The 19,337-nt window shown below is 64.4% G+C and carries 16 protein-coding genes; 2 read left to right on the forward strand and 14 right to left on the reverse strand.

The genetic code is table 11. The features are described 5' to 3' along the window. Positions 1–9: 9 nt before the first annotated feature. Positions 10–1,515, forward strand: coding sequence for a nitrogenase component 1 (locus tag VRZ08_RS07175; RefSeq protein WP_414532107.1), 1,506 nt, complete (start codon positions 10–12; stop codon positions 1,513–1,515). A 12-nt stretch (positions 1,516–1,527) separates the two neighbouring features. After that, positions 1,528–2,907, forward strand: coding sequence for a nitrogenase component 1 (locus VRZ08_RS07180; protein ID WP_414532108.1), 1,380 nt, complete (start codon positions 1,528–1,530; stop codon positions 2,905–2,907). Between the two features lie 4 nt (positions 2,908–2,911). Here VRZ08_RS07180 and VRZ08_RS07185 read toward each other — a convergent pair whose 3' ends face one another. The 14 genes from VRZ08_RS07185 to VRZ08_RS07250 form a co-directional block, all read right to left on the reverse strand. Then, positions 2,912–4,012, reverse strand: coding sequence for a threonine aldolase family protein (locus VRZ08_RS07185; protein ID WP_414532109.1), 1,101 nt, complete (start codon positions 4,010–4,012; stop codon positions 2,912–2,914). Between the two features lie 67 nt (positions 4,013–4,079). Beyond that, entirely contained in the window at positions 4,080–4,382 is a 303-nt protein-coding gene (locus VRZ08_RS07190) for a DUF2218 domain-containing protein (protein WP_414532110.1), read from the reverse strand. A 109-nt stretch (positions 4,383–4,491) separates the two neighbouring features. Continuing rightward, positions 4,492–6,807, reverse strand: coding sequence for a TonB-dependent siderophore receptor (locus tag VRZ08_RS07195; RefSeq protein WP_414532111.1), 2,316 nt, complete (start codon positions 6,805–6,807; stop codon positions 4,492–4,494). A gap of 150 nt (positions 6,808–6,957) precedes the next feature. Further along, positions 6,958–7,455, reverse strand: coding sequence for a GNAT family N-acetyltransferase (locus VRZ08_RS07200; protein WP_414532112.1), 498 nt, complete (start codon positions 7,453–7,455; stop codon positions 6,958–6,960). Positions 7,456–7,467: 12 nt separating this feature from the next. After that, a complete protein-coding gene (locus tag VRZ08_RS07205; RefSeq protein ID WP_414532113.1) occupies positions 7,468–9,633 on the reverse strand; it encodes a TonB-dependent receptor domain-containing protein in 2,166 nt (721 codons plus the stop codon). A gap of 164 nt (positions 9,634–9,797) precedes the next feature. Then, entirely contained in the window at positions 9,798–10,787 is a 990-nt protein-coding gene (locus VRZ08_RS07210) for a FecR family protein (RefSeq protein ID WP_414532114.1), read from the reverse strand. A gap of 119 nt (positions 10,788–10,906) precedes the next feature. After that, complete coding sequence (locus VRZ08_RS07215) at positions 10,907–11,665, reverse strand: ABC transporter ATP-binding protein (protein WP_414532115.1); 759 nt, start codon at positions 11,663–11,665, stop codon at positions 10,907–10,909. Then, a complete protein-coding gene (locus VRZ08_RS07220; RefSeq protein WP_414532116.1) occupies positions 11,662–12,612 on the reverse strand; it encodes an iron chelate uptake ABC transporter family permease subunit in 951 nt (316 codons plus the stop codon). The genes VRZ08_RS07215 and VRZ08_RS07220 overlap by 4 nt, the downstream gene beginning before the upstream one ends. Next, positions 12,605–13,582, reverse strand: coding sequence for an ABC transporter permease (locus VRZ08_RS07225; RefSeq protein ID WP_414532117.1), 978 nt, complete (start codon positions 13,580–13,582; stop codon positions 12,605–12,607). Before VRZ08_RS07225 ends, VRZ08_RS07220 begins: the two co-directional genes overlap by 8 nt. Beyond that, positions 13,579–14,484 (reverse strand): siderophore ABC transporter substrate-binding protein, encoded by a 906-nt coding sequence (locus tag VRZ08_RS07230; RefSeq protein WP_414532118.1) that lies wholly within the window; start codon positions 14,482–14,484, stop codon positions 13,579–13,581. Before VRZ08_RS07230 ends, VRZ08_RS07225 begins: the two co-directional genes overlap by 4 nt. Then, the gene (locus tag VRZ08_RS07235; RefSeq protein WP_414532119.1) at positions 14,475–15,392 is read right to left on the reverse strand and encodes a sugar phosphate isomerase/epimerase family protein; all 918 of its coding nucleotides are present in this window, start codon (positions 15,390–15,392) and stop codon (positions 14,475–14,477) included. Before VRZ08_RS07235 ends, VRZ08_RS07230 begins: the two co-directional genes overlap by 10 nt. Beyond that, on the reverse strand, positions 15,392–16,699 hold the full coding sequence (locus VRZ08_RS07240) for a DUF6005 family protein (RefSeq protein ID WP_414532185.1): 1,308 nt from the start codon (positions 16,697–16,699) through the stop codon (positions 15,392–15,394). Before VRZ08_RS07240 ends, VRZ08_RS07235 begins: the two co-directional genes overlap by 1 nt. Then, positions 16,696–17,964: an AMP-binding protein gene (locus tag VRZ08_RS07245; protein WP_414532120.1), complete on the reverse strand. Its 1,269-nt coding sequence runs from the start codon at positions 17,962–17,964 to the stop codon at positions 16,696–16,698. The genes VRZ08_RS07240 and VRZ08_RS07245 overlap by 4 nt, the downstream gene beginning before the upstream one ends. After that, positions 17,961–19,319: an IucA/IucC family protein gene (locus VRZ08_RS07250; protein ID WP_414532121.1), complete on the reverse strand. Its 1,359-nt coding sequence runs from the start codon at positions 19,317–19,319 to the stop codon at positions 17,961–17,963. Before VRZ08_RS07250 ends, VRZ08_RS07245 begins: the two co-directional genes overlap by 4 nt. Between the last annotated feature and the right edge of the window lie 18 nt (positions 19,320–19,337).

Genomic DNA, 19,337 nt, shown 5'->3' on the forward strand with positions numbered 1-19,337 from the left:
GAGGCGCACATGGCGCTCAATCTGAAGACTCCGCAGGTCGAAACCCGCGACCAGCGGCTCGGCACCATCACCCAATGGGACGGCCGCGCCGAGCAATTGGTCAAGGACTCGGCCTTCACCTACGGCTGTTCGAAGGGGTGCGAGAACGGGGGGCGCCGGCTGTGCGAACAGTCGACGCCGTTCGCCCAGGCGTCGATGTGCGCCGAGCACATCGCCGTCACCAACGCCACCATCATCCAGGATTCGGTGGTGGTGCAGCATTCGCCGATCGGCTGCGCTGCCAGCCAGTCGTTCACCGCGCGCTACTACCGCGATCTTGCCGCTCGCCGCGGCTGGAAGCTGGAAGACCCGAAGTCGATCTGCACCAATCTCGGCGAGCAGGACATGGTGTTCGGCGGCGTCACGCGGCTGGAGGACACCATCCGCGACGCCTATGAGCGCCACAAGCCGCGGGTGATTTTCGTGGCGACCTCGTGCGCCACCGGCATCATCGGCGACGATGTCGATGGCGCAGCCAAGCGGGTCGAGGACGAGATCGGTATCCCGGTCGTCACCCTGCATTGCGAAGGGTTCAAATCGAAGCACTGGTCGAGCGGCTGGGATGTGATCGAGCACGGCATCCTGCGCCGGCTGGTGCCATATCCGCGAACCAAGCAGCCGGACCTGATCAACGTGATCCATCTCGGCGGCCCCGACGTGTTCTCGCCGCTACTGAGTCCGCTCGGGTTGCGGGTCAATCTGGTGATGGGCGGCAATACGCTGGAGCGGCTGGCGCAGATGTCGGAAGCCGCGGCGACGGTGACGATGTGTTTCGTGCTGTCGTATCTCGCCACCGGACTCGAACAGGAGTTCGGCGTGCCGGAGGTGAGGGCGCCGCTGCCCTATGGGCTGGACGCCACCGACAACTGGCTGCGCGACATCGCGCGGCTGACCGGCACCTCCGACAAGGTCGAGGCGGTGATCGAAAGCGAACGGGCTCGCATCGCGCCGGAACTGGCACGCTTGCGCAAGGCGCTGACTGGCAAGCGTGGCTTCGTGGCGGCCGGTGCCGCATTCGCGCACGGGCTGATCACGGATCTGCGCGAACTCGGCGTCACCGTCGACGATGCGTTCTCGTTCCACCACGATCCGACCACCGACTCTGGTGACCCGCAGCAGGATTCGCTCGGCCACCTGGTCGACGCCTGGGGCGACATTCCGAACTATACGGTGAGCCCGGATCAGCATTTCCAGGCCCACGCCGCACTGCTGCGGGCCAAGCCTGACTTCGTGATCTGCCGACACACCGGCACGCTGGCGGTGCTGGCCGGCCGAATGGGCATTCCGGTGCTGCCGATTTTCTATTCCAATGACGGCCTCGGTTACGAAGGCCTGCTGACGATCGGCCGCGCGATCCTGCGCGTGCTGCCGCGCAAGCGGTTCTACGAAGACGTCGCCGCGCACAGCTCGTTTCCGTATCAGCCTTGGTGGTTGGCAGAGACCGATCCCTACGCGCCGATCACCGAGCCGGCCTGAAAGAGTTCATCGATGCTGTCTCCCGTCACCAACGCCCAAGATCCCACCGGTGCGTTCTGCTCTTCGCCGGGCGCGATCGAGCAGGTGCGCTACGGCTGCAGCCTCGGCGCGCTCGCGAGCGTGATCGCCATTCCCGGCGCGATCCCGATCACCCATTGCGGGCCTGGCTGCGCCACCAAACAGTTTCATGCGCTATCCGGCATCAACGCCTATCAGGGCGGCGAATTCCACGTGCCGAGCACCAATCTCGGCAATCAGGAAGTGATCTTCGGCGGCGCCGACCGGCTCGACGAGCTGATCGCCTCGACGCTGAAGGTGATGGAGGCCGATCTGTTCGTGGTGCAGACCGGCTGCATTCCCGGCCTGGTCGGCGACGACGTCGGCAGCGTGGTGCGTCGCTATCAGAAGCGCGGCGTGCCGATCGTGGTGGCCGAGACCAGCGGCTATCGCGGCAATAATTTCACCGGCCATGAGACGGTGATCCGCGCCATCATCGATCAGTTCGTCGACGCCGGCGATGCGCCGCTGCAGCACGGCCTGGTCAATGTTTGGTCGCTGCTGCCCTATCAGAACCCGTTCTGGCGCGGGGATCTCGCCGAGATCCGCCGCATCCTCGAAGGCATCGGCCTCCAGGTGAACATTCTGTTCGGCCCGGCATCGGCCGGCGTCGCGGAATGGCGCGCGATTCCGAAGGCGCAGTTCAATCTGGTGCTGTCGCCCTGGCTCGGGCTCTCGACCGCGGCGCATCTCGAGGATCTCTATGGCCAGCCGTTCCTGCACGAGCCGACGATCCCGATCGGCGCCAAGGCGACCAGCGCGTTCCTGCGCCGGGTGGTGGAGTTCGCGGGCCTCGATCGGGTACGCGCCGAAGCGTTCATCGCGCAGGAGGAAAAGGAGCACTACGTCTACTTGCGCGACTTCGCCTGCTTCTATGCCGGCTCGACCAGCCAGTACCGGCTGCCGTCGCAGGCGATCGTGGTCAGCGAAAGCGCCTATAATCTCGCGGTGGCGAGCTTCCTGGTCGAGCAACTCGGGCTCAATCCGGGGCCGTTCGTGATCAGCGAAAATCCACCGGAGGAGCTGCGCGAGACGATCCAGAAGCAGTACCGCGCGCTCGCCGAGCATTCCGGCGCCGAGGCCGTGTTTGAGCAGGATGGCAAGCGCATCCATCAGATCGTGCGCGCGACCGATTTCACCGGCCAACTGCCGATCGTGTTCGGCTCGACCTGGGAGGCGGCGCTGGCCGATGAGATCGGCGCGCCGCTGGTCGAGATCGGCTATCCGTGCACCGACGAGGTGGTGCTGTCGCGCGCTTATGTCGGCTATCGCGGCGCGCTGCAGTTGATCGAGCGGACCTACACCACGGTGGTGCGCGCCAGCACGATGGCCTGACGGCTCAGACCTGTGCGCGGCGGCCGATCCGGGCCGCCGTGTCGCCTTCCACCACGTTGCGGATCACCTTGAGCGCCTCTTGGATCATGGCGGGCGTGACGTCGAGATGCGTGCAGGCCCGCAGCCGGCCGCCGAGGATCGAGATCAGCACTCCATCGGCGCGCAGCGCGTCGACGAATGCCTGATTCGACAATGCCGCGTCTGAGATATCGAAATAGACTAGGTTGGTCTCGGGAGGTTCAGCCGTCACGCCGCCAATCTGCGACAAACCCGCTGCGAGCAGCCTGGCATTGGCGTGATCGTCAGCGAGCCGATCGACATTGTGGTCGAGCGCATAGAGGCAAGCGGCCGCGCAAATGCCGGCCTGGCGCAGCGAGCCGCCGAGCCGTTGTTTCCACAGCCAAACCTGGTCGATGAAGTCGTTCGAGCCGGCCAATACTGCACCGAGTGGCGCGCCGAGACCTTTGCTGAAATCGATCCATACCGAGTCCCAACCCGCGGCGATCTGCCGGGGCGATGCACCGCTGGCGACGCTTGCGTTCATCAGGCGGGCGCCGTCCATGTGGGTGGCGAGCCCGTTGGCGCGAGCCAGCGCCGCGATGTCGCCGAGCGCCGACGTCCGCCACACCGTGCCGCCGCCGAGATTGGTGGTTTGCTCGACGCACACCAAGCTCTGCCTTGCCTGATGCCGGTCAGGCCGATGCAGTGCCGCTCGCAGCGTGTCGGCCGAGAACTGACCGCCTGTGCCCGCCAGCGGGTGAATCTGAAAGCCGCCGAGCGCCGCGTGTGTGCAGCCCTCCAGCGAGACCACATGCGACGTTTCGTGCGCGAGGATTTCGTCACCGGCTCGGCAATGCGCCAGCGTCGCTGCGATATTGCAGATCGTGCCGGACGCCATGAACACCGCGGCTTCCTTGCCGAGCAGATCGGCAACCCGGGCACACAGCGCGTTCACGGTCGGATCGGCGCCGATCTGTTCGTCCCCCACCGGTGCCCGCGCCATCGCCTCTCGCATCGCCGCGCTGGGCTGGGTCTGGGTGTCCGACAGCAGATTGATCCGCACCGGCGGCAGTCGGGCATCTTCAGGGGCGGGGGTGTAGATCACGGTGCGATGTCACGCTCACGTTAACAGCACACGGTTCCGTAACTAATTAGCATACTCCATTATTGCCCTATTTCCAGATGAAGCAAAGCTCTTCACGGAACGCGAAGCGTTCGATGTGGCTGATGACGACCTGCTGGAAGGTCGTCATGTTGGCCGCATTGGTCGCGGTCAGATCGATCATCAAAGCGTCGGACGTGGCGGTCAGCCGAGCCTCTCCCAGCGGCAAAGAAATCCGGCCCTGGGTCCAATCGAATTCGGTTTCGAATTTGTGCGCCCAGTGCTTGCAGAGCTGCTGCAGATAACGGCTGGCGTGGGCCGTGGGCACGGAGGCGCGGGTCGTTTGTGGGCCGGAGGGCGGGGATGAGTTCATGCACGATCTCGATGTTGCTTGATTGATGAACGGCTCAGGCGGGGCGCTGCCTGAGCCGTTTCGTTTTGTTTGCACGGCGTCGCTGAACCGCGCGCCGCACGATCGGCGATCAGAAGTTGAAGGTTGCCGACACCATGTAGGTGCGAGGTGCGCCGACGGCCAGATAGCCGCGCGCAGCCGACAGATAATAGGCGGTATCTGCGACGTTCTCGATGGTGGCGCGCAGGACCGCCGGTTTGCCGTTCGGGGCCACGAAGGTGTAGCGGGCGCCGAGGTCGACCCGCGTCCAGTCGGACACGGTTTGCGTGTTGGCCTGATCATAGAACACATCGGCCGTGTGGATGACGCGGCCGGTGAGGGTGACGCCCGGAGCCATCCAGGCTGGCAGATCGTATTCGCCGTAGAGGGTCAGCGAGGTGGTCGGTACGCCCGGCACGTCGTTGCCGTTGTAGCGGCCACCGATACTGGATACCTGCTTGGCATCGATCAGGGCGATACCGCCCAGCAGTCGGACGCCCTTAAAGGGCTCGCCGAAGATGTTGAATTCGGCACCGCGGTTGCGCTGCAGCCCGTCCACCGAGAAGATGTTGGTGGTGGGATCGGTGTAGGCACTGGGCTGCTCGATCTGGAACAGTGAGGCCGTCAGCGCCACGAAGCCGAAATCATACTTGGCGCCGACCTCTTGTTGCTTGCTGACCATTGGTGGAAACACCGTGTTGGGGTTTCGCGCCGTCCCGGGCGCCGTCGGTCCGGCGTCGAGCGCTTCGATATAGTTTCCATAGATCGACAGTTCATCTGTCGCGCGGATCACGGCGCCCACAGCAGGGCTGAAGCGGGCTTCGTTATAGTAGGACGATCGGGTTCCCTGCGTTGGCCCTGCCGCGGTCACGAAGCCGCTGAGTGCGATGTCCTGCCAACGGCCGCCGAGGGTCAGAAGCAGCCGGTCGTTGAACAATGAAAGCGTGTCGGAGACCGCGACGCTGCGAGCGGTCAGCCGCGACAGCAGCGGCCGGTCGTCGGACTGCGCGAATCCGCTGGTCTGAAAAGCCCCGGGCAATGGGCGGACCGGATTGTAGATGTTGGTCGCGTAACTGTACGACTTAAAGCCGAGCGTTCCGCCGCGATACAGCTCGTTGTTGGCCTCCACTGCCGAGATGTTGAGCTGGTGGCCGATCACGCCGGTCCTGAACTTCGACCGCAGCCCGATCTCACCCGTATAGCCCTGCAGCTCCTGCGGCTGGATTGCGAGCGTGTTGGTCGCCGTCCCGTTGTAATTGGTGATCCGGTAGGACGAGGTGAGAAAATCTTCATTGTAGATGCTGCCGCCACCGGCAAGATACAGCGTGGTGTCCGGCAGAATGTCGTATTCGGCGCGTCCGGCGATCATCTTGTAGCGGCTGTCGATGTACTCGTCCTTGCTCGCGGTGTTGATGCGGCCGTTCGGCGCGGGCGGGATGACGATGTTCGGCGCCGCCGAGTTGAACAGCGACGTTGGGGCATTGATGTGCTGGACCGAGCTGTTGAGGTCCAGCGAGGCGCGGAAGTCCTCGCTGCGATAATCGAGGCCGAGCGAGGCGACGCCGACCTCGACCGAATTGAGCTCCAGCGGCGTATCGCCATTGCGGTAGGAGCCGTTGAAGCGAACGCCCCATTCCTTGAAGTCGCCGAAACGGCGACCGACATCGATGTGGTTCCAGAACTGAGAGTCGCTCATCCAGCCGGTCGTCAGGCGCGTCAGCGGTTCGTCACCGGCCCGCTTCGGGATCAGGTTGATCGTGCCGCCGACGCGGGCGGTGCCGCCGCTGAGCAGCGCGCTCGGGCCTTTGAGGATCTCGACCCGCTCGATGCCCTCGAGGAAGCTCCGCCGCGGATTGGCCAGATAGAACAGCCCGTCATAGGCGGTGTCGAGGTTGGTCACCGAGAATCCGCGGATGAAGAACGAGTCGCGCTCGCTGAACGGGGGGGCGTCGTTGCGAACCGACGGATCGTTCGACACGACATCGGCGATGCTCCGTGCCTGCTGATCCTCCATCAGTTTGGAGGTGAAGCTGGTGATGTTGAACGGCGCCGAGAAGATCGAGGTGTTGCCGAGCAGGCCGAGGCGCGCACCGCTGGCGACCTGGCCACCGGCATAGGGGACCGGCGGCTGTCCGACCGTTCCGGTCTGCGGCACCCCGGGGGTGGGGAAGACTGACGGGGGCGCCTCGGCTTGCCGCGCGCGAGGACGGGACGCCACCCGGCGCGGATTTGTGGCTGTGCTCGCAGGCCGGCTCGCTGCGCGCTGACGCGCTTGCGGTTCGAGGATCTCGATCGGAGGCAGGTTCGTCGAGCGCGACGACGAAGTTTGCGCCAAGGCGCCATCGGCAAGCGGCATCACGCCGAAGCCCGAAACGACCAGAGCGACCTGACCAACTTTCTTTCTCATCAATATCTCCGAGATGTTCTTTGTGGAATGTCGTGGAGGGCTATCGTCGCGCTGCGGAAGTTCGCGGGCGATCAGCTGTGATCTGGGGCCACGTTTCGCTGCCGCGTTGAGCAGCGGGTCGAGGCCGAATGCGAGGGAGGGAGCGGCGGTTCATCGCAGCCGCGCCATGCAATGGGCGTCGACGAACTCACCGTCTCTAAAGCTGGCGGCCTTGTGGGTGCCCTCGATCGTGAAGCCGAACTTCGCGTACAGCGCCAACGCAGCGACATTGTCGGTTAACACCGTCATCTCCAGCCGTTTGATGTTCAGCCAGTTGTCGGCGGTGTCGATCATCGCGGCGAGCAGCTTCGAGCCGACGCCGATGCGCGCGTAGTTCTCATGAACGCCGATCCAGAATTCCGCGGCGTGGGCGCGGCGCCCAAGAAACGGGCGCAACGCGGACGCACCGACGACGCGTCCATCCAACTCGGCCGAGTAGTGCAGGTCGCGCGGGGACTGCGGCTCCAGCCATTTGGCGATGGTTTCGAACGACTCGAAGGGAAGGGCGAGAGTCCAGAACCGAAAGGCGTGTTGATTGACGATGTCGTAGATGTCGGCCGTGTCTTCCCGGCGCATCGCTCGAATGATCACATGCATGTCGTTGTCCATGGCGCGGGCCAGCTAGAACGTCAGCTTGGCGCTGACGAGGTAGGAGCGGCCGGGGTCATAGAGTGGCCGCACGACGCCGCTGCCGTATTCGAGGCCGTAGGTGCCACGTGCCGCATAAGTCTGGTTCAACAGATTGCGAACCTCGCCGCGCAGCGTGAGCGAGGGCAGTGCGAACGGATGGTGTTCGGCAAAGACGTTGACGACTTCGTAGCCGTCGAGCCGTCCGATCCCGGTGAAAGGGTTCAGCAGGCTGTCGTCCTCGAACGCGATCTCCACATCACCGCCGATCGTCAGGCTCGATGACGCGAAGCTGTGCGCGACCTGGACCGTCAGGATGTCGCCAATCGGAGCGGTCAGGTACTTGCCGAGGTAGCTGTCGGCCGGCCGGCCATTGATCGTCGCATCGGTGCGAACGAACTGCAGGCGAACAAAGCCATCGTCCCAAGAGTAGGCGCCGCCGACGTGGAAGCCCTGACTCTGCACATCGAAGGCGCGCAGCGCCATGTCGGCGCCCCACAGCGGGACGCGGGCATCCCGGATTCGAGTCCGGAATACGCCGCCCTCGATCCGGAAGCTCGTAAAGTGCGCCACTAGGCCGGCGGTGGCGTTGTCCGAGGTGACCGAACGCGGCCCGGTGCCGTAGTTCCAGGCCGGGTTCTGGACGTAGTTTTCTGCAAGCGGAACGCCGGCCCAGACGTTGGAGTAACCGGCCTTCGCGGTCAGGTGACTGGTCAGGGCGTAGTCGCCCGATACGTTGCTGCTTAACCCTTGGTCGCTGGAGCGGAAGCCATTGATGCCACCGAACTGTTGATGGTCGCCGCGGAGCCCGAACGACAGCTTGGCGCTCTCTGCGAATGTCAGGCGGGCTTGGGCATAGGCGCCGATATTGTCGGCGGTTTCGGCGGTTCGATAGGTCCGTTCAATCGATCTGGCGCGGTCGCGATAGAAATCGATGCCGGCCACGATATCGCCGATCGGTAGTGCGAACTTGTTCTCCAGCTTGCCGTTGAGACTGTCGGTGACGCCTTCGCTGGTGTAGTTGTAGGTCTCAGGTGTGGCTCCGGCGTACTGATCGACCGCGACCTGAGTGCGGTTGTAGCCAAGCACGACATTCGGATTCCACCACCCCTCCGGAGAGACATTAGAGTAGCTGACGACGGTGTTCTGCCGGTCGAGCTTGTAGGGGCGGACGAGCGGCGTGGTCTGCGAGCCGTAGATCTGCACCGCGTTGGCGCGGAACGGCCGGATGGCGTCGTCGCGGATCTGCTCGTGGCTGACGGACAAGCGATGTCCGTCGGCGTTCTGATAGGCGAGCTTACCGAGCCCGCTCAAGATATTGGTGGCGCTGCCGAGCACCTGTTCGCCGTTACCGGCTCGAAACTCGCTGCCTTTGCCGTAAGTGAACGAGCCCAGCGCCTCGAATTCGCCCTGGCGGCTGTAGCTGGTGAGGTTGGTGGTCGAGACGTTGCCGTTGAAATTGAACGTCGACTTGATCGAGCCCCCGAAACCGTCCGCGGAGAGGAAGTCTCGTGCGTCCTTGGTGAAGTAAGCAATCGCGCCGCCGAGCGCGCCGGGGCCGGCATCGGCTGGTGCCACACCGGCATCGACGCGGACCGCCCTGAGCAAGCTGGGGTCGATCATCGTGGTGGCGTTGTGGTGGAATACCTTGTTGTTTTGGCGTGAGCCGTCGATCGAGATCGCCAGATTGGTTTCCTCGATGCCCTGGACATAGAGCTTCTGGGACATCGGCAAGGATGATCCGACCACGATGCTTGGTTCGCCGCGGAACACGCCTCTCAGGTCGGTCGCATTTCGGCGTTCGATATCGGCGCTGGTGATATCGATCTCGCTGATGCCGCCGCGCCCGATGCTGACCTCAGTCACGCTGATTGTTTCGAGCGCGATGGCGGCGTCGGGCGCCGACTCGATGGTGACGGTGCGGGGGCCGGTGAAGCGATAGGCGAGGTTCGACCCGGCGAGAATCTCGCGCAGCGCGGTCTCGGCGGCGAGGCGGCCGCTGACGGCGGGCGAGGCACCACTGATTGCACCTTCGCCGAGCCGAACGACCTGAATACCCGTTGTCGTCGTGAAGTCGGCCAGCGCCGACAGGCGCGGCTTGGGCTCGATCCGGAAGTCGAACGTCGCGTCCGCTTGTGGCCGGGCTTCGGACGCGGTCACGAGAAGTGCCAACGCACAGAGGGAGGTCCCGCACCTCGATCCGGCGATACTGGCAAATCTTCGCATGGTCTTGACGTCCCCCACGACAGTCGAGGGGTACGCGTTCAGAGCCCTCGCTGATCAACGTGCGTGCGAGGCAAAACCCGTAAAAATACTGAGAAGCATTACCGGTAGATCAGCGTGGCCACGCCGGGCACCGACAGGGTACGCACGCCAAGGGTGGCGCGCAGCGCCTCCAGGACGGACTCCCGATCGTCGGCGCGAAAAGTACCGGACAGCGTCGTCCTTTCGAGTTGCCGATCGACGATCAGCACGTGACCGGGCGCCATCTTGTCGAGTTCTTTGACGACCTGCGACAGTGGTGCGCGGTCGACGATGATCAGGCCGCGCCGCCACGCGAAAGCTTGGTCCGGTTCGATCGCGGTTGGAGTGCCCAGGCGCCCGTTCTGGAACGCGACCCGTTGCCAATCGGTCAGATCGACTTGAAGATCTGTCGTCTGAGGGTCTGAGACAGCAACCCGGCCGTGCTCGACAGTCACCGCCGCAGCATCGCGGTCGACCTCGAAGGCGGTGCCGCGGACCTGGACGTCCACCTGTCCAGCGTGGACGGTGAAAGGACGTGCGGAGTCGGCAACGACGTCGAACCAAGCGCGGCCGCGCAGCAGGGTCACGACGCGGCGACCGCCCGCCATGTCGCTGTTCAGCGCCGTGTCGCCGTCGAGCACCGCCAACGAGCCATCGGCGAGGCGCACGTCGCGCCGTTCACCAGGGCGCGTGGCCGCATCGGCAAAGGCCCGGTCGATGAGGCCGGGATCGCGCCACATGAAGATCGCCGCCACCAGCGCCAGCACCGCCGAAGCGGCGGCGAACTTCACGCCGATTTTTGCTGGCTGGCGAGGGCGCGGAGTCGCGATTGGGGCAGGGGCGTCGCGGTGCCATCCGGAAGCGGCGAGCTGCGCCGCCGGCTGATCCAGCGCACCCCAGAGCTCCGAGACTTCGTGCATCGCCGCAGGATGCGCTGCATCCGCCGCGAGCCAGGTCTGGTAAGCGCGGCGGGTCTCGTCCGATACGAGCGGATTGTTGAGGCGGACGAACCACTCGGTCGCCTCCTGGAGCGCCCGCTGACGGTCGTCGTCATTCGATGCGGTGTTCATCTCCACGCCATCTCTCGCGCTGTGCGGGGGCATGATCGAGGTCGCGCGTCTCCAACGCGCGGCCGTCGCCGCATTCTCGCGTGGGATCGTAGGATGCCGTGTTTCAATGCATCAAGACTTCATAGGTGGTTCAGAACGATCGGCTTGCCGTGATAGCTTTCGACCGGCATCTCATAGCCGAAGATCCGCTGCAAGCTGGTTGTGTTTGCGATCAGCGCCGGAGGGCCGCTCGCGACCACCGCGCCGTGCTTCAGGGCGACGATGTAATCGGCGTAAGTCACCGCCTGATTGATATCGTGCAAAACGATCACGATGGCCCGACGTTCGCTGTCGGCGATCTGGCGCAGGGCGCGCATCAGCTCGCGGGCATAAAACATGTCGAGATTGTTGAGCGGCTCATCCAGCAGCAACCATCGCGTGCCCTGACAGAACGTCATCGCCACCAATACGAGTTGCCGCTGTCCGCCGGACAGCGTGTCGATGAAGCGGCCGGCGAATGACGTCAGATCGAAGCGTTCGAGCGCGGCCTGGGTCAGTGCCCGATCCTCGTCGGTGATGCGGCCGCCATTGTGCGGGAACCGGCCGAAGGCGACCAGCTCACGCACGCGCAGCCGGCTGGCAATCGCCGGATCCTGCCGCAGGATCGCGAGCGTGCGGGCGAGTACGCGGCTCGGCGTCGCGCCGACGGTCAAGCCGTCAACCGTGATGGTGCCTTGCTGCAATGGCTGAAGCCGGGCGATCAGCGATAATAGGCTCGATTTGCCGGCTCCGTTCGGCCCGATCAACGCGGTGACGCCGGTCTCCGGGATTTCCAGATTGATGTCTTTGAGTATCGGCGCGCCCTGATGGGCGAGCGAGACGTTGTTCACGACGATCATCGCCGGACTCCGTGCAGAAGCATTACGAGGAACACCAGACCGCCGACGAACTCGATGACGACGCCAAGTGTTGAGGCGCCGCCGAGAACATGCTGCAGGATCGTTTGGCCGCCGACCAGCACGATCACGGCGACCAGCGCCGCGGCCGGAAGCAGGATTGCGTGGCGCCGCGTATCGATCAGCCGTTCGCCGAGGGCGACGACCAGCAGGCCGAAGAACGCCACCGGCCCGACGAGCGCGGTCGAGACCGCGACCAGCGCCGCGACCAGCATAATCATGCCCGCAACGACGCGCGGCCATTCCAGGCCAAGGCCGGTCGAGACATCGCGGCCGAGCGCCAATACGTCGAGGACGTGGCGCATCCGCCAGACGATGGCGATGCCGACCAGCGTCAGCGCGCAGGCGGCGATCAGAAGCTCGCCGTGGATCTTGCTGAAATTGGCGTAGCTGGCGCCCTGCAGCACCACGAAGTCGTTGGGATCGATCAGCCGGGCGAGCAGCGACGACAGGCTGCGGAACAGCACGCCGACGGTGACGCCGGTGAGCAGCATCAGGATCAGGTCCATTCGGGCCTTCAGCAGCGGCAGAAACAGCAGCGCCGCGAGGATCACCATCACGGTGGCCTCGCCGGCGAACTTGAGCCGCGGGTCCAGCACCGCGAAGCCAAGCCCGCCGACGGCGAATACCAGCAGCGACTGGCTGAACACGTAGAGCGCGTCGAGTCCCATGATCGACGGCGTCAGGATCCGGTTGGTCGTCACCGTCTGAAACACCACCGTCGAGACTGCGATCGAGACCGCAACTACGATCAGCGCGGCCAGGCGGATGGCGCGCAGTTCGAGCGCGAACCAGACGTTTCCACGCAGCCCGACCGTCATGTAGGCTGCGATGCAAGCGAGCGCGACCACGCCAAGCGAGGCCAGGACGATCGTCGATCTGTCACGCATGGGACGGACGGCGCAACAGAAGCCACAGGAATGACGCTGCGCCGACGACGCCCAGCACGGTGCCGACGGGGATCTCGTAGGGGAAGTGCAGCAGCCGGCCGATGATGTCGCAGGCGAGCACCAGCGCGGCGCCGCTCCCCGCGACCCAGGGGATCAGCGATCGCATATTGTCGCCGATCAGCCGCGAGACCATGTTGGGGACCACGAGACCCACGAACGGGATCATCCCGACGATCACCACGGTCAGCGCGGTGACGATCGAGATGATCAGCAGCCCGATTTGCATCATACGGGCATAGTCCAGCCCCAGCCCGACACTGACGTTGCGTCCGAGCGACATCAAAGTGAGGCGGTCGGCGAACGCCCAGGTTACGGCGAGGACAGCGGCCGAGACCCAGAGGAGTTCGTAGCGACCGCGCAGCACGCCGGAGAACTCGCCGTTGGTCCAGATCTCGATGAACTGCAGCAGATCGGTGTGCCAGGCGACGAAGGTAACCGCGGCGCCGACCACGCCGCCGTAGACCAGCCCGAACAGCGGCACCAGAAACGGCTGCGTCGGCGGCAGCCGATGGGCGATCGCCAGGAACAGCGATGTGCCGGCGAGGGCGGTCAGGCTTGCGACCAGTGTCTTGGTGGCGATCGAGGCCGAAGGGAGCAACAGCGCCACCAACAGGATGCCGAGCGCGGCGCTCTGGCCGGTCCCCGCCGTGGTCGGCTCGACAAACCGGTTGCGAGCCAGCGTCTGCATCACCAGGCCAGCAATCGCGAGGCCGGCACCGGTCAGTACGGCGGCCAGCGTGCGTGGCAGCCGGCTCGCGGCGACGAGATAAAGCGTATCGGGATTGGTCAACACGTCGCGCGGCGCGACGTCGCCGACGCCGACGAATATGCTGACGGCGAACAGGGCGACCAGCGCCAGCAGCGCGGTCGTCCCGGCGGAGCGCGAAGCGGCTCGCTCGACTGCGATCATCGCGGCTCCGAGAAGCCGCGGGTGAGAGCCGCCAGAACGCGGGTCATCGCCTGGATGCCACCGCCGGCAATGTACAGATCGGCAGAGGGAAGATAGATCACGCGGCCGCTCTTCCAGGCCTTGGTGTCACGCACCAGCTCGTTGTCGAGTGTGGCTCGCGCTTGATTGTCGCCGGCCCCGATCGCCATCGCGCGGTCGACCACGATCAGCCAGTCCGGATCGGCCTTGCGGACGAACTCGAAGGAGACAGCTTCGCCGTGGATCGAGGGGGCCATGGTGGTTACCGCCGGCTCGATCTGAAGCGTGCTGTGAATCCAGCCGAACCGCGAGCCGAGGCCAAAGGCGGAGATCTTCGGCCCGTTGGTCATCACGATCAGCGCGCGTCCTTTACCCTTGGCCGCATCGCGCGCCGCGACGATTGCGGCGCTGAACTTCTGCCTTTCTTGCTCGGCGGTCTGCTCGCGGCCGAACAGCCGGCCGTAGGCCTGAAGCCGGGCTTCGGCGTCCCGGACCAGTTCCTGTCCGTCGATCGTCATGTCGATCGTGGGCGCAATACGCGAAGTGAACTTCGCCTTGGGCGATGAACGACCACCGAGAATGATCAGATCCGGGTCGAGCGCGCTAAGGGCTTCGAGATTAGGTTCAAACAGAGTGCCGACGACCTCGCCGCCGGCAGCGGCTGATTTCAGTTCGGGCAGGAATACCCGATCCGGTACGCCGGCGGCCTTGACGCCGAGCAGGTCGAGCGTGTCGAGCGCTGCCATGTCGAATACGGCAACGCGAGACGGTTTGGCCTGCACTCTGACCATACCTTGGGCGGTCTGGATCTCGATGGTTTCCGCGGAGGCCAGCGCAGGCAGAGCAAACGCGGCGAGCATGGCGATCATACGGATCAAATACATGAAGGTCCTTTGGAAGAGGCGACGTGCCCGGCGGCACGCGACACTGGCCGCCGCGCCTGCTGCATGGCCGCCGAGCCGCGGCGGCCTCTCGTCGATATCGAGCGGGCGAGTATGGCTAGCCGATCCCGGGCCAGGGTTTCGAAGCAATCGTGACCGAACCATTCGAGCGACGCTTCCGCATCGGTCTCGCCCGCCAAGGCCGCAAGGAAGCTATCGTAGTCCATCGCGCCGTCGAACAGTGGCACCATGCCGTCACGGCAACCGGCTGCGGAATAGACGTTCTCAGGGGCGAACACACCGAGCTCGGCGCGCGATCGAACGTTCTTGAGATGATAGTGCCCGATGAACTCGGCGAGCGTCCGGCGCGCCAGGACCGGATCATCGCCTGCTTCCCAGACATGCAAAGCATCGAAATTGATACCGAGGCTTGGGTGATCCGCATCGGCCAACAGGCACAGCGTCGACTCGACACTGTCGGCCAGCGTGTTCGGGTGTGTTTCGACCAGCAGGCGGGTGCCGTGATCTTGGACGATGCCGGCAATCTCGCCGATCCGGCGGGCCAGGGCTCTGCGCTCGTCGCGCGAAAGTGCGGCACTCGGCCTGTTACCGGCGAAGGTGCGGATCTTTGGCGCCGACCAATCCTGTGCGATCCGGCAGAGCTGCATGGTCCGGTGGCGAATGTCAGCAAAGTCGCCGTCTGTCGGCAGGTAATCGCTCAACATCGGCACCGACAGACCGTAATTGCGAATCCAGTCTGCACCGTATTCCGGGTGCGTCCGCATCAAGCCGCGCGCGTGAGCGCCCCACAGTTCGACGCCGTCGAAGCCGTTGCGTTGTGCCCACTCCACGATCTCGCTGAAGCAGAGCAGGTGATGGCGGAACGTGATGGTGCAGACCGAGAGTTTCATCACCGTGCACCGACACGTTCACGGGGCATCGCCTGGGTCAGACCTTTTAGGGTGCACCAGGCGATGAAGACCTCGTGCAGCTTGGCCTTGATCGCGGTCTCCAGAGCATCCAGGTGATCCAGCGCCTGATTGATGTCGGCGGCGCAGGCGCGATCCTCGGTCTGGGCCAACCGCAGGATCTTCAGATGAAACGCCGGGAGGCCGAGCGCGAGCTCTTCGATCCGGTCGCACCACGTCAGGAATGCGTCGTTCGGCAGCTCCAGTTCGCGCCAGAAAAAGGCGAAGCCGTGCTCGTAAGCCCATTTCCGGATCGACAGCACAGGAAGCTCACGTACCGCATCGCCGAGCGCCTGAAGGCGTAGGCCGTCGCGGCAGCCGAGATGGGCATCGACGACTTCGCGGATGCGGCGGATCAGCGGATTGTCGTCGGATATGATGCACGCCAGAAAATAGTCGCCGATGTCGGCGGCGGTTGGCAGCCGCATCGAGCGGCGATCGAATACGTAACCGCCGGCGACGCTCGGCTGAGCGACTGCGTTGAGGATACGGTCTTTTGCGATCGGTCCCTCCCAGCGGAAGTCGGGATCGCGAATCTGCCAGATCTCCGGATCCTCCGTCGCTTCGACCATCAGATAGTGCGGAAATGGGTTCTGATTGAACTTGTTCTCCCGCTCCGGCAGATGGAACATGTCCAACATCACCATCACGCTCTCGGTCGGTTGTCGGGCGGCGACCAAAGCCATCAGCCTGTCGAGATTGGCCTGTTTGGGTGCCGAGTGATCGTACCATTCGGTGACATGCACGCCGTAGAGTTGCTCGAACCATTGGCAGAAGAAGCCGTGGCTGATCTGATCGGTGTGATAGCGCAGTTGAAGCTTATCCGAGACGGCGAAGTCGGCGTCCCAAAGACCGAAATACATCGGGCGATGATCGAGGCCAGCGGCCTTCACAGCGTCGCAGAGACACGACACGACGCAATGCACTTTGATGTCCGGATAGACGTCGGCATGGACGTCGGGAGGGTCCGCGACTGCGGTATCACTGGCGCTCGAGGCAGCCGGGGAAGAACCGGCCAGCAACTCCACCAGATCGCTCACTGTCTCGATCGCCGTCGCTGCGACGGCCGCTTCGGGGACGGGGATGCCGTGATCGAGCTCAAGATGCAAAAGCAGGTCCAGCATCAATACCGAGTCGAGATAGAGGTCGGCATTCAGCCGCGATTGTGGGCCAAAGCCGTCGAGATGAAGGTTGTTCATCCGCTCGGCAAGCACTTGGTGGATCGCGGCCGTAATCTGCTCGCGAGTCACGCGGCGGTCTCCTCTGCCAAAAACGCGAGGCGTCCTTCGGCATGCAGGGCGGCGATCTCTCGCCGGTTGATCTTGCCGTTCGCCTGCCGTGGCAGCCGGGGCAGGCGCACCGTCTCCATTGGGACCTGATGGGGAGCCAGGTTCTTGATACACCAGTCGCGCAGGTCCGCCGGCGCAATGCTGCGGTCGGCGCTGAACGCCACAGCGACCCGCTCGCCCGCGAGGGAATCCAGACGTCGGAATACGACCGCGTCGGTCACACCCGGGATCGCCATCACCACGTCCTCGACCTCCTTTGGATAGACGTTGAGGCCAGAGACGTTGATGGTGTCGTCGAGGCGACCGACGAACACCAATGTGCCATCGTCCTTGGTGTAGCCGAGGTCGGCCGTCCGGATTTCGCGGTCGCCGACGTGGACCACGATCTCCCGCGGCTGCCCGGCATCTCCGGTCTCGACACGGAGATGGGGAAGCGGCACGCCCATGTCGCCTGATGCGGCCAGGTTTGGATTGATCGCCACGCATCCGGCTTCCGAGCAGCCATATTGCTGAAACAGATGCGTCGTCCGGGCCCGGATTGTCATCAGCCACTGATCGGGCAGCAGGGTGCCGGACGTCATCGCAGCATGGATCGTCTCGCCTGCGGGCAGCAGGCGGGCGATGGTGTGGAGCATGGCGGGCGATGAATACAGCAGCGGCCGGTTGATCTGGCGCAGGCGAGCGATGAGATATTTTGGATTGGCCGTGCCGAGAATGTGCGGAATCTGGCCGCGGCGGAGCCCGACTAGAACGCCGCAGATCAGTCCGTAGGAATGGGTGACCGGACATGCGATCAGCGGCGTCATGTCCTGCGGTGCGGTGAAAGTCGTAACATAGCTATCGATCTCGCGATCGATCTCAGCCCAACTGCGGGCGACCCGCTTCGGTTCGCCAGTGGTGCCGGATGTGGTCTGCATCAGCCCGCCGGGACCGGGAGCTTCGCCGCCGAGATCCTCGATGGCGAGCCCATCGGTCACCAGCCGGTGGCAGCCGAGATCGATTGCCAGCCGGCGCGCTGCAGCACGCGGCGTCGACGGATGGATCGGCAGCACGCTGGCGCCGGCATCGCGGATGGCGAGCAGCAGGGCCAGGAATTCTGCCGGATCGGACAGGCAGATTGCAAAGCTCAGCTTGGACCGATCATTGAGGCCGACTGCGTCAGCGGCGCGGGCGCCCATCGCCTGCAGCAGGGCCTGATCGTAGAATTTGTCGCCGACCTGAATCATGCGTACTCCCGCGCGATCGGCGCGACGGCCGCAAGTGGATTGGGGACTCTGTGTTGGAGAGCGTCGCCCGGCAGGCCGAGCTTTCGGGCGAGCAGGCTTTCGATCACGATCTCAGGTGTGCCGAAGCCGAGACGGGCGACGCGTTCACCGAGGCTGTGTTCGGCGATGTCGGCGGCCAGACGCAACGACACCCGATGCCAGAAAGCGCCCTCGCTGATCCCGTAGAAGCTCTGCACCAGATGCGAGATCTCGGACAGATTGAACACGAACAGGCAATCCACGAACAGATCGCGCAGGTCCTCCGGCCGTTCCATCCAATAGTACTGGTTCGGCAGCGCGCGACGATAACGAGGATCGAGAGCTGGAAAATCCGGCGCCAGGTTGGGATCGGCGAGAAAGTCCGGCACGAACTCCAGGCTGTCGTGGAAATCCCGCAGGATCAGGCGTTCGGGCCAGCCGTCGCGGTGGACCAGCACCATGTTTTGGCCGTGCGCTTCGGTGGCGATGCCATGGACGACGAGCAGCCGCCACACCGGCAGCACTGCGACGTCGATCAATCGTTCGAGCCATGGCTTGATGCCGTAGCGCTGCAGCCACGGATCGATGAAGGGCAGGCCATCTACTTCGATCGCCATCAGCGCATTGAACGGTACTGCGCGCTCGCCGTCCGCAAGCTTACTCTCGACGCTCTCCCGCCAGATCGCCGCGACGTCTCCCCCGAGTGGACCATCCCGATCGACGATCGCGCCGGCAAATTCGCGGACGATGTCGAGCCCATAGCGGGTTTTGAACAGCGGGTCGCCGTCGAGAACTGCGTCGAGCCAGCGCGACAGCAGTGGGGCGGTCGCGACCGAATGCGCCTCGATGTTGCGGCGAGTCGAAGTGTTGACGATGCCGAGCGACAGCTTCACGCTGCTCCGGCATGGGCTCTGAGCGTTACTGAGCGTTCGCACGGACTGGCTGGCGCGATACGCGTCACCGGCGACTCCGAGATCGTGAATTCGGCCGGACTCGAGCAGGGGACGCAGCCGGTCGGCCGATAGATCATGCCATTGCCACGGATGGATCGGCATCAGGCCGAAACGATTCTGTTCGAGACCGAGAGCAGCAGCGCGCGTTACGATCTTCGCAAGACCCGCGGCGCCGAGTTCACATTTCCAGAACGTCTCTTCCGCTTCCGGCAACGACAGATGGAGCAGATCCCGCGTGACCGCGAGCCAGACCAACTGGAATGAGCCACCCGCTTCTGGTCCGTAGGAGCGATGGTCCTGCTCATCGAAGCCGATGCGCGATTTGAAGCAGGGATGGTAGGGGTGCCCTTCGTCGATCGCCGCGTCGAGTGCAGAGAACGACATCAGTCGCCGGTCGCCGAG

Origin of the sequence: Rhodopseudomonas sp. G2_2311 (genome assembly GCF_047501505.1) — a bacterium.
Lineage (GTDB): Bacteria > Pseudomonadota > Alphaproteobacteria > Rhizobiales > Xanthobacteraceae > Rhodopseudomonas > Rhodopseudomonas palustris_H.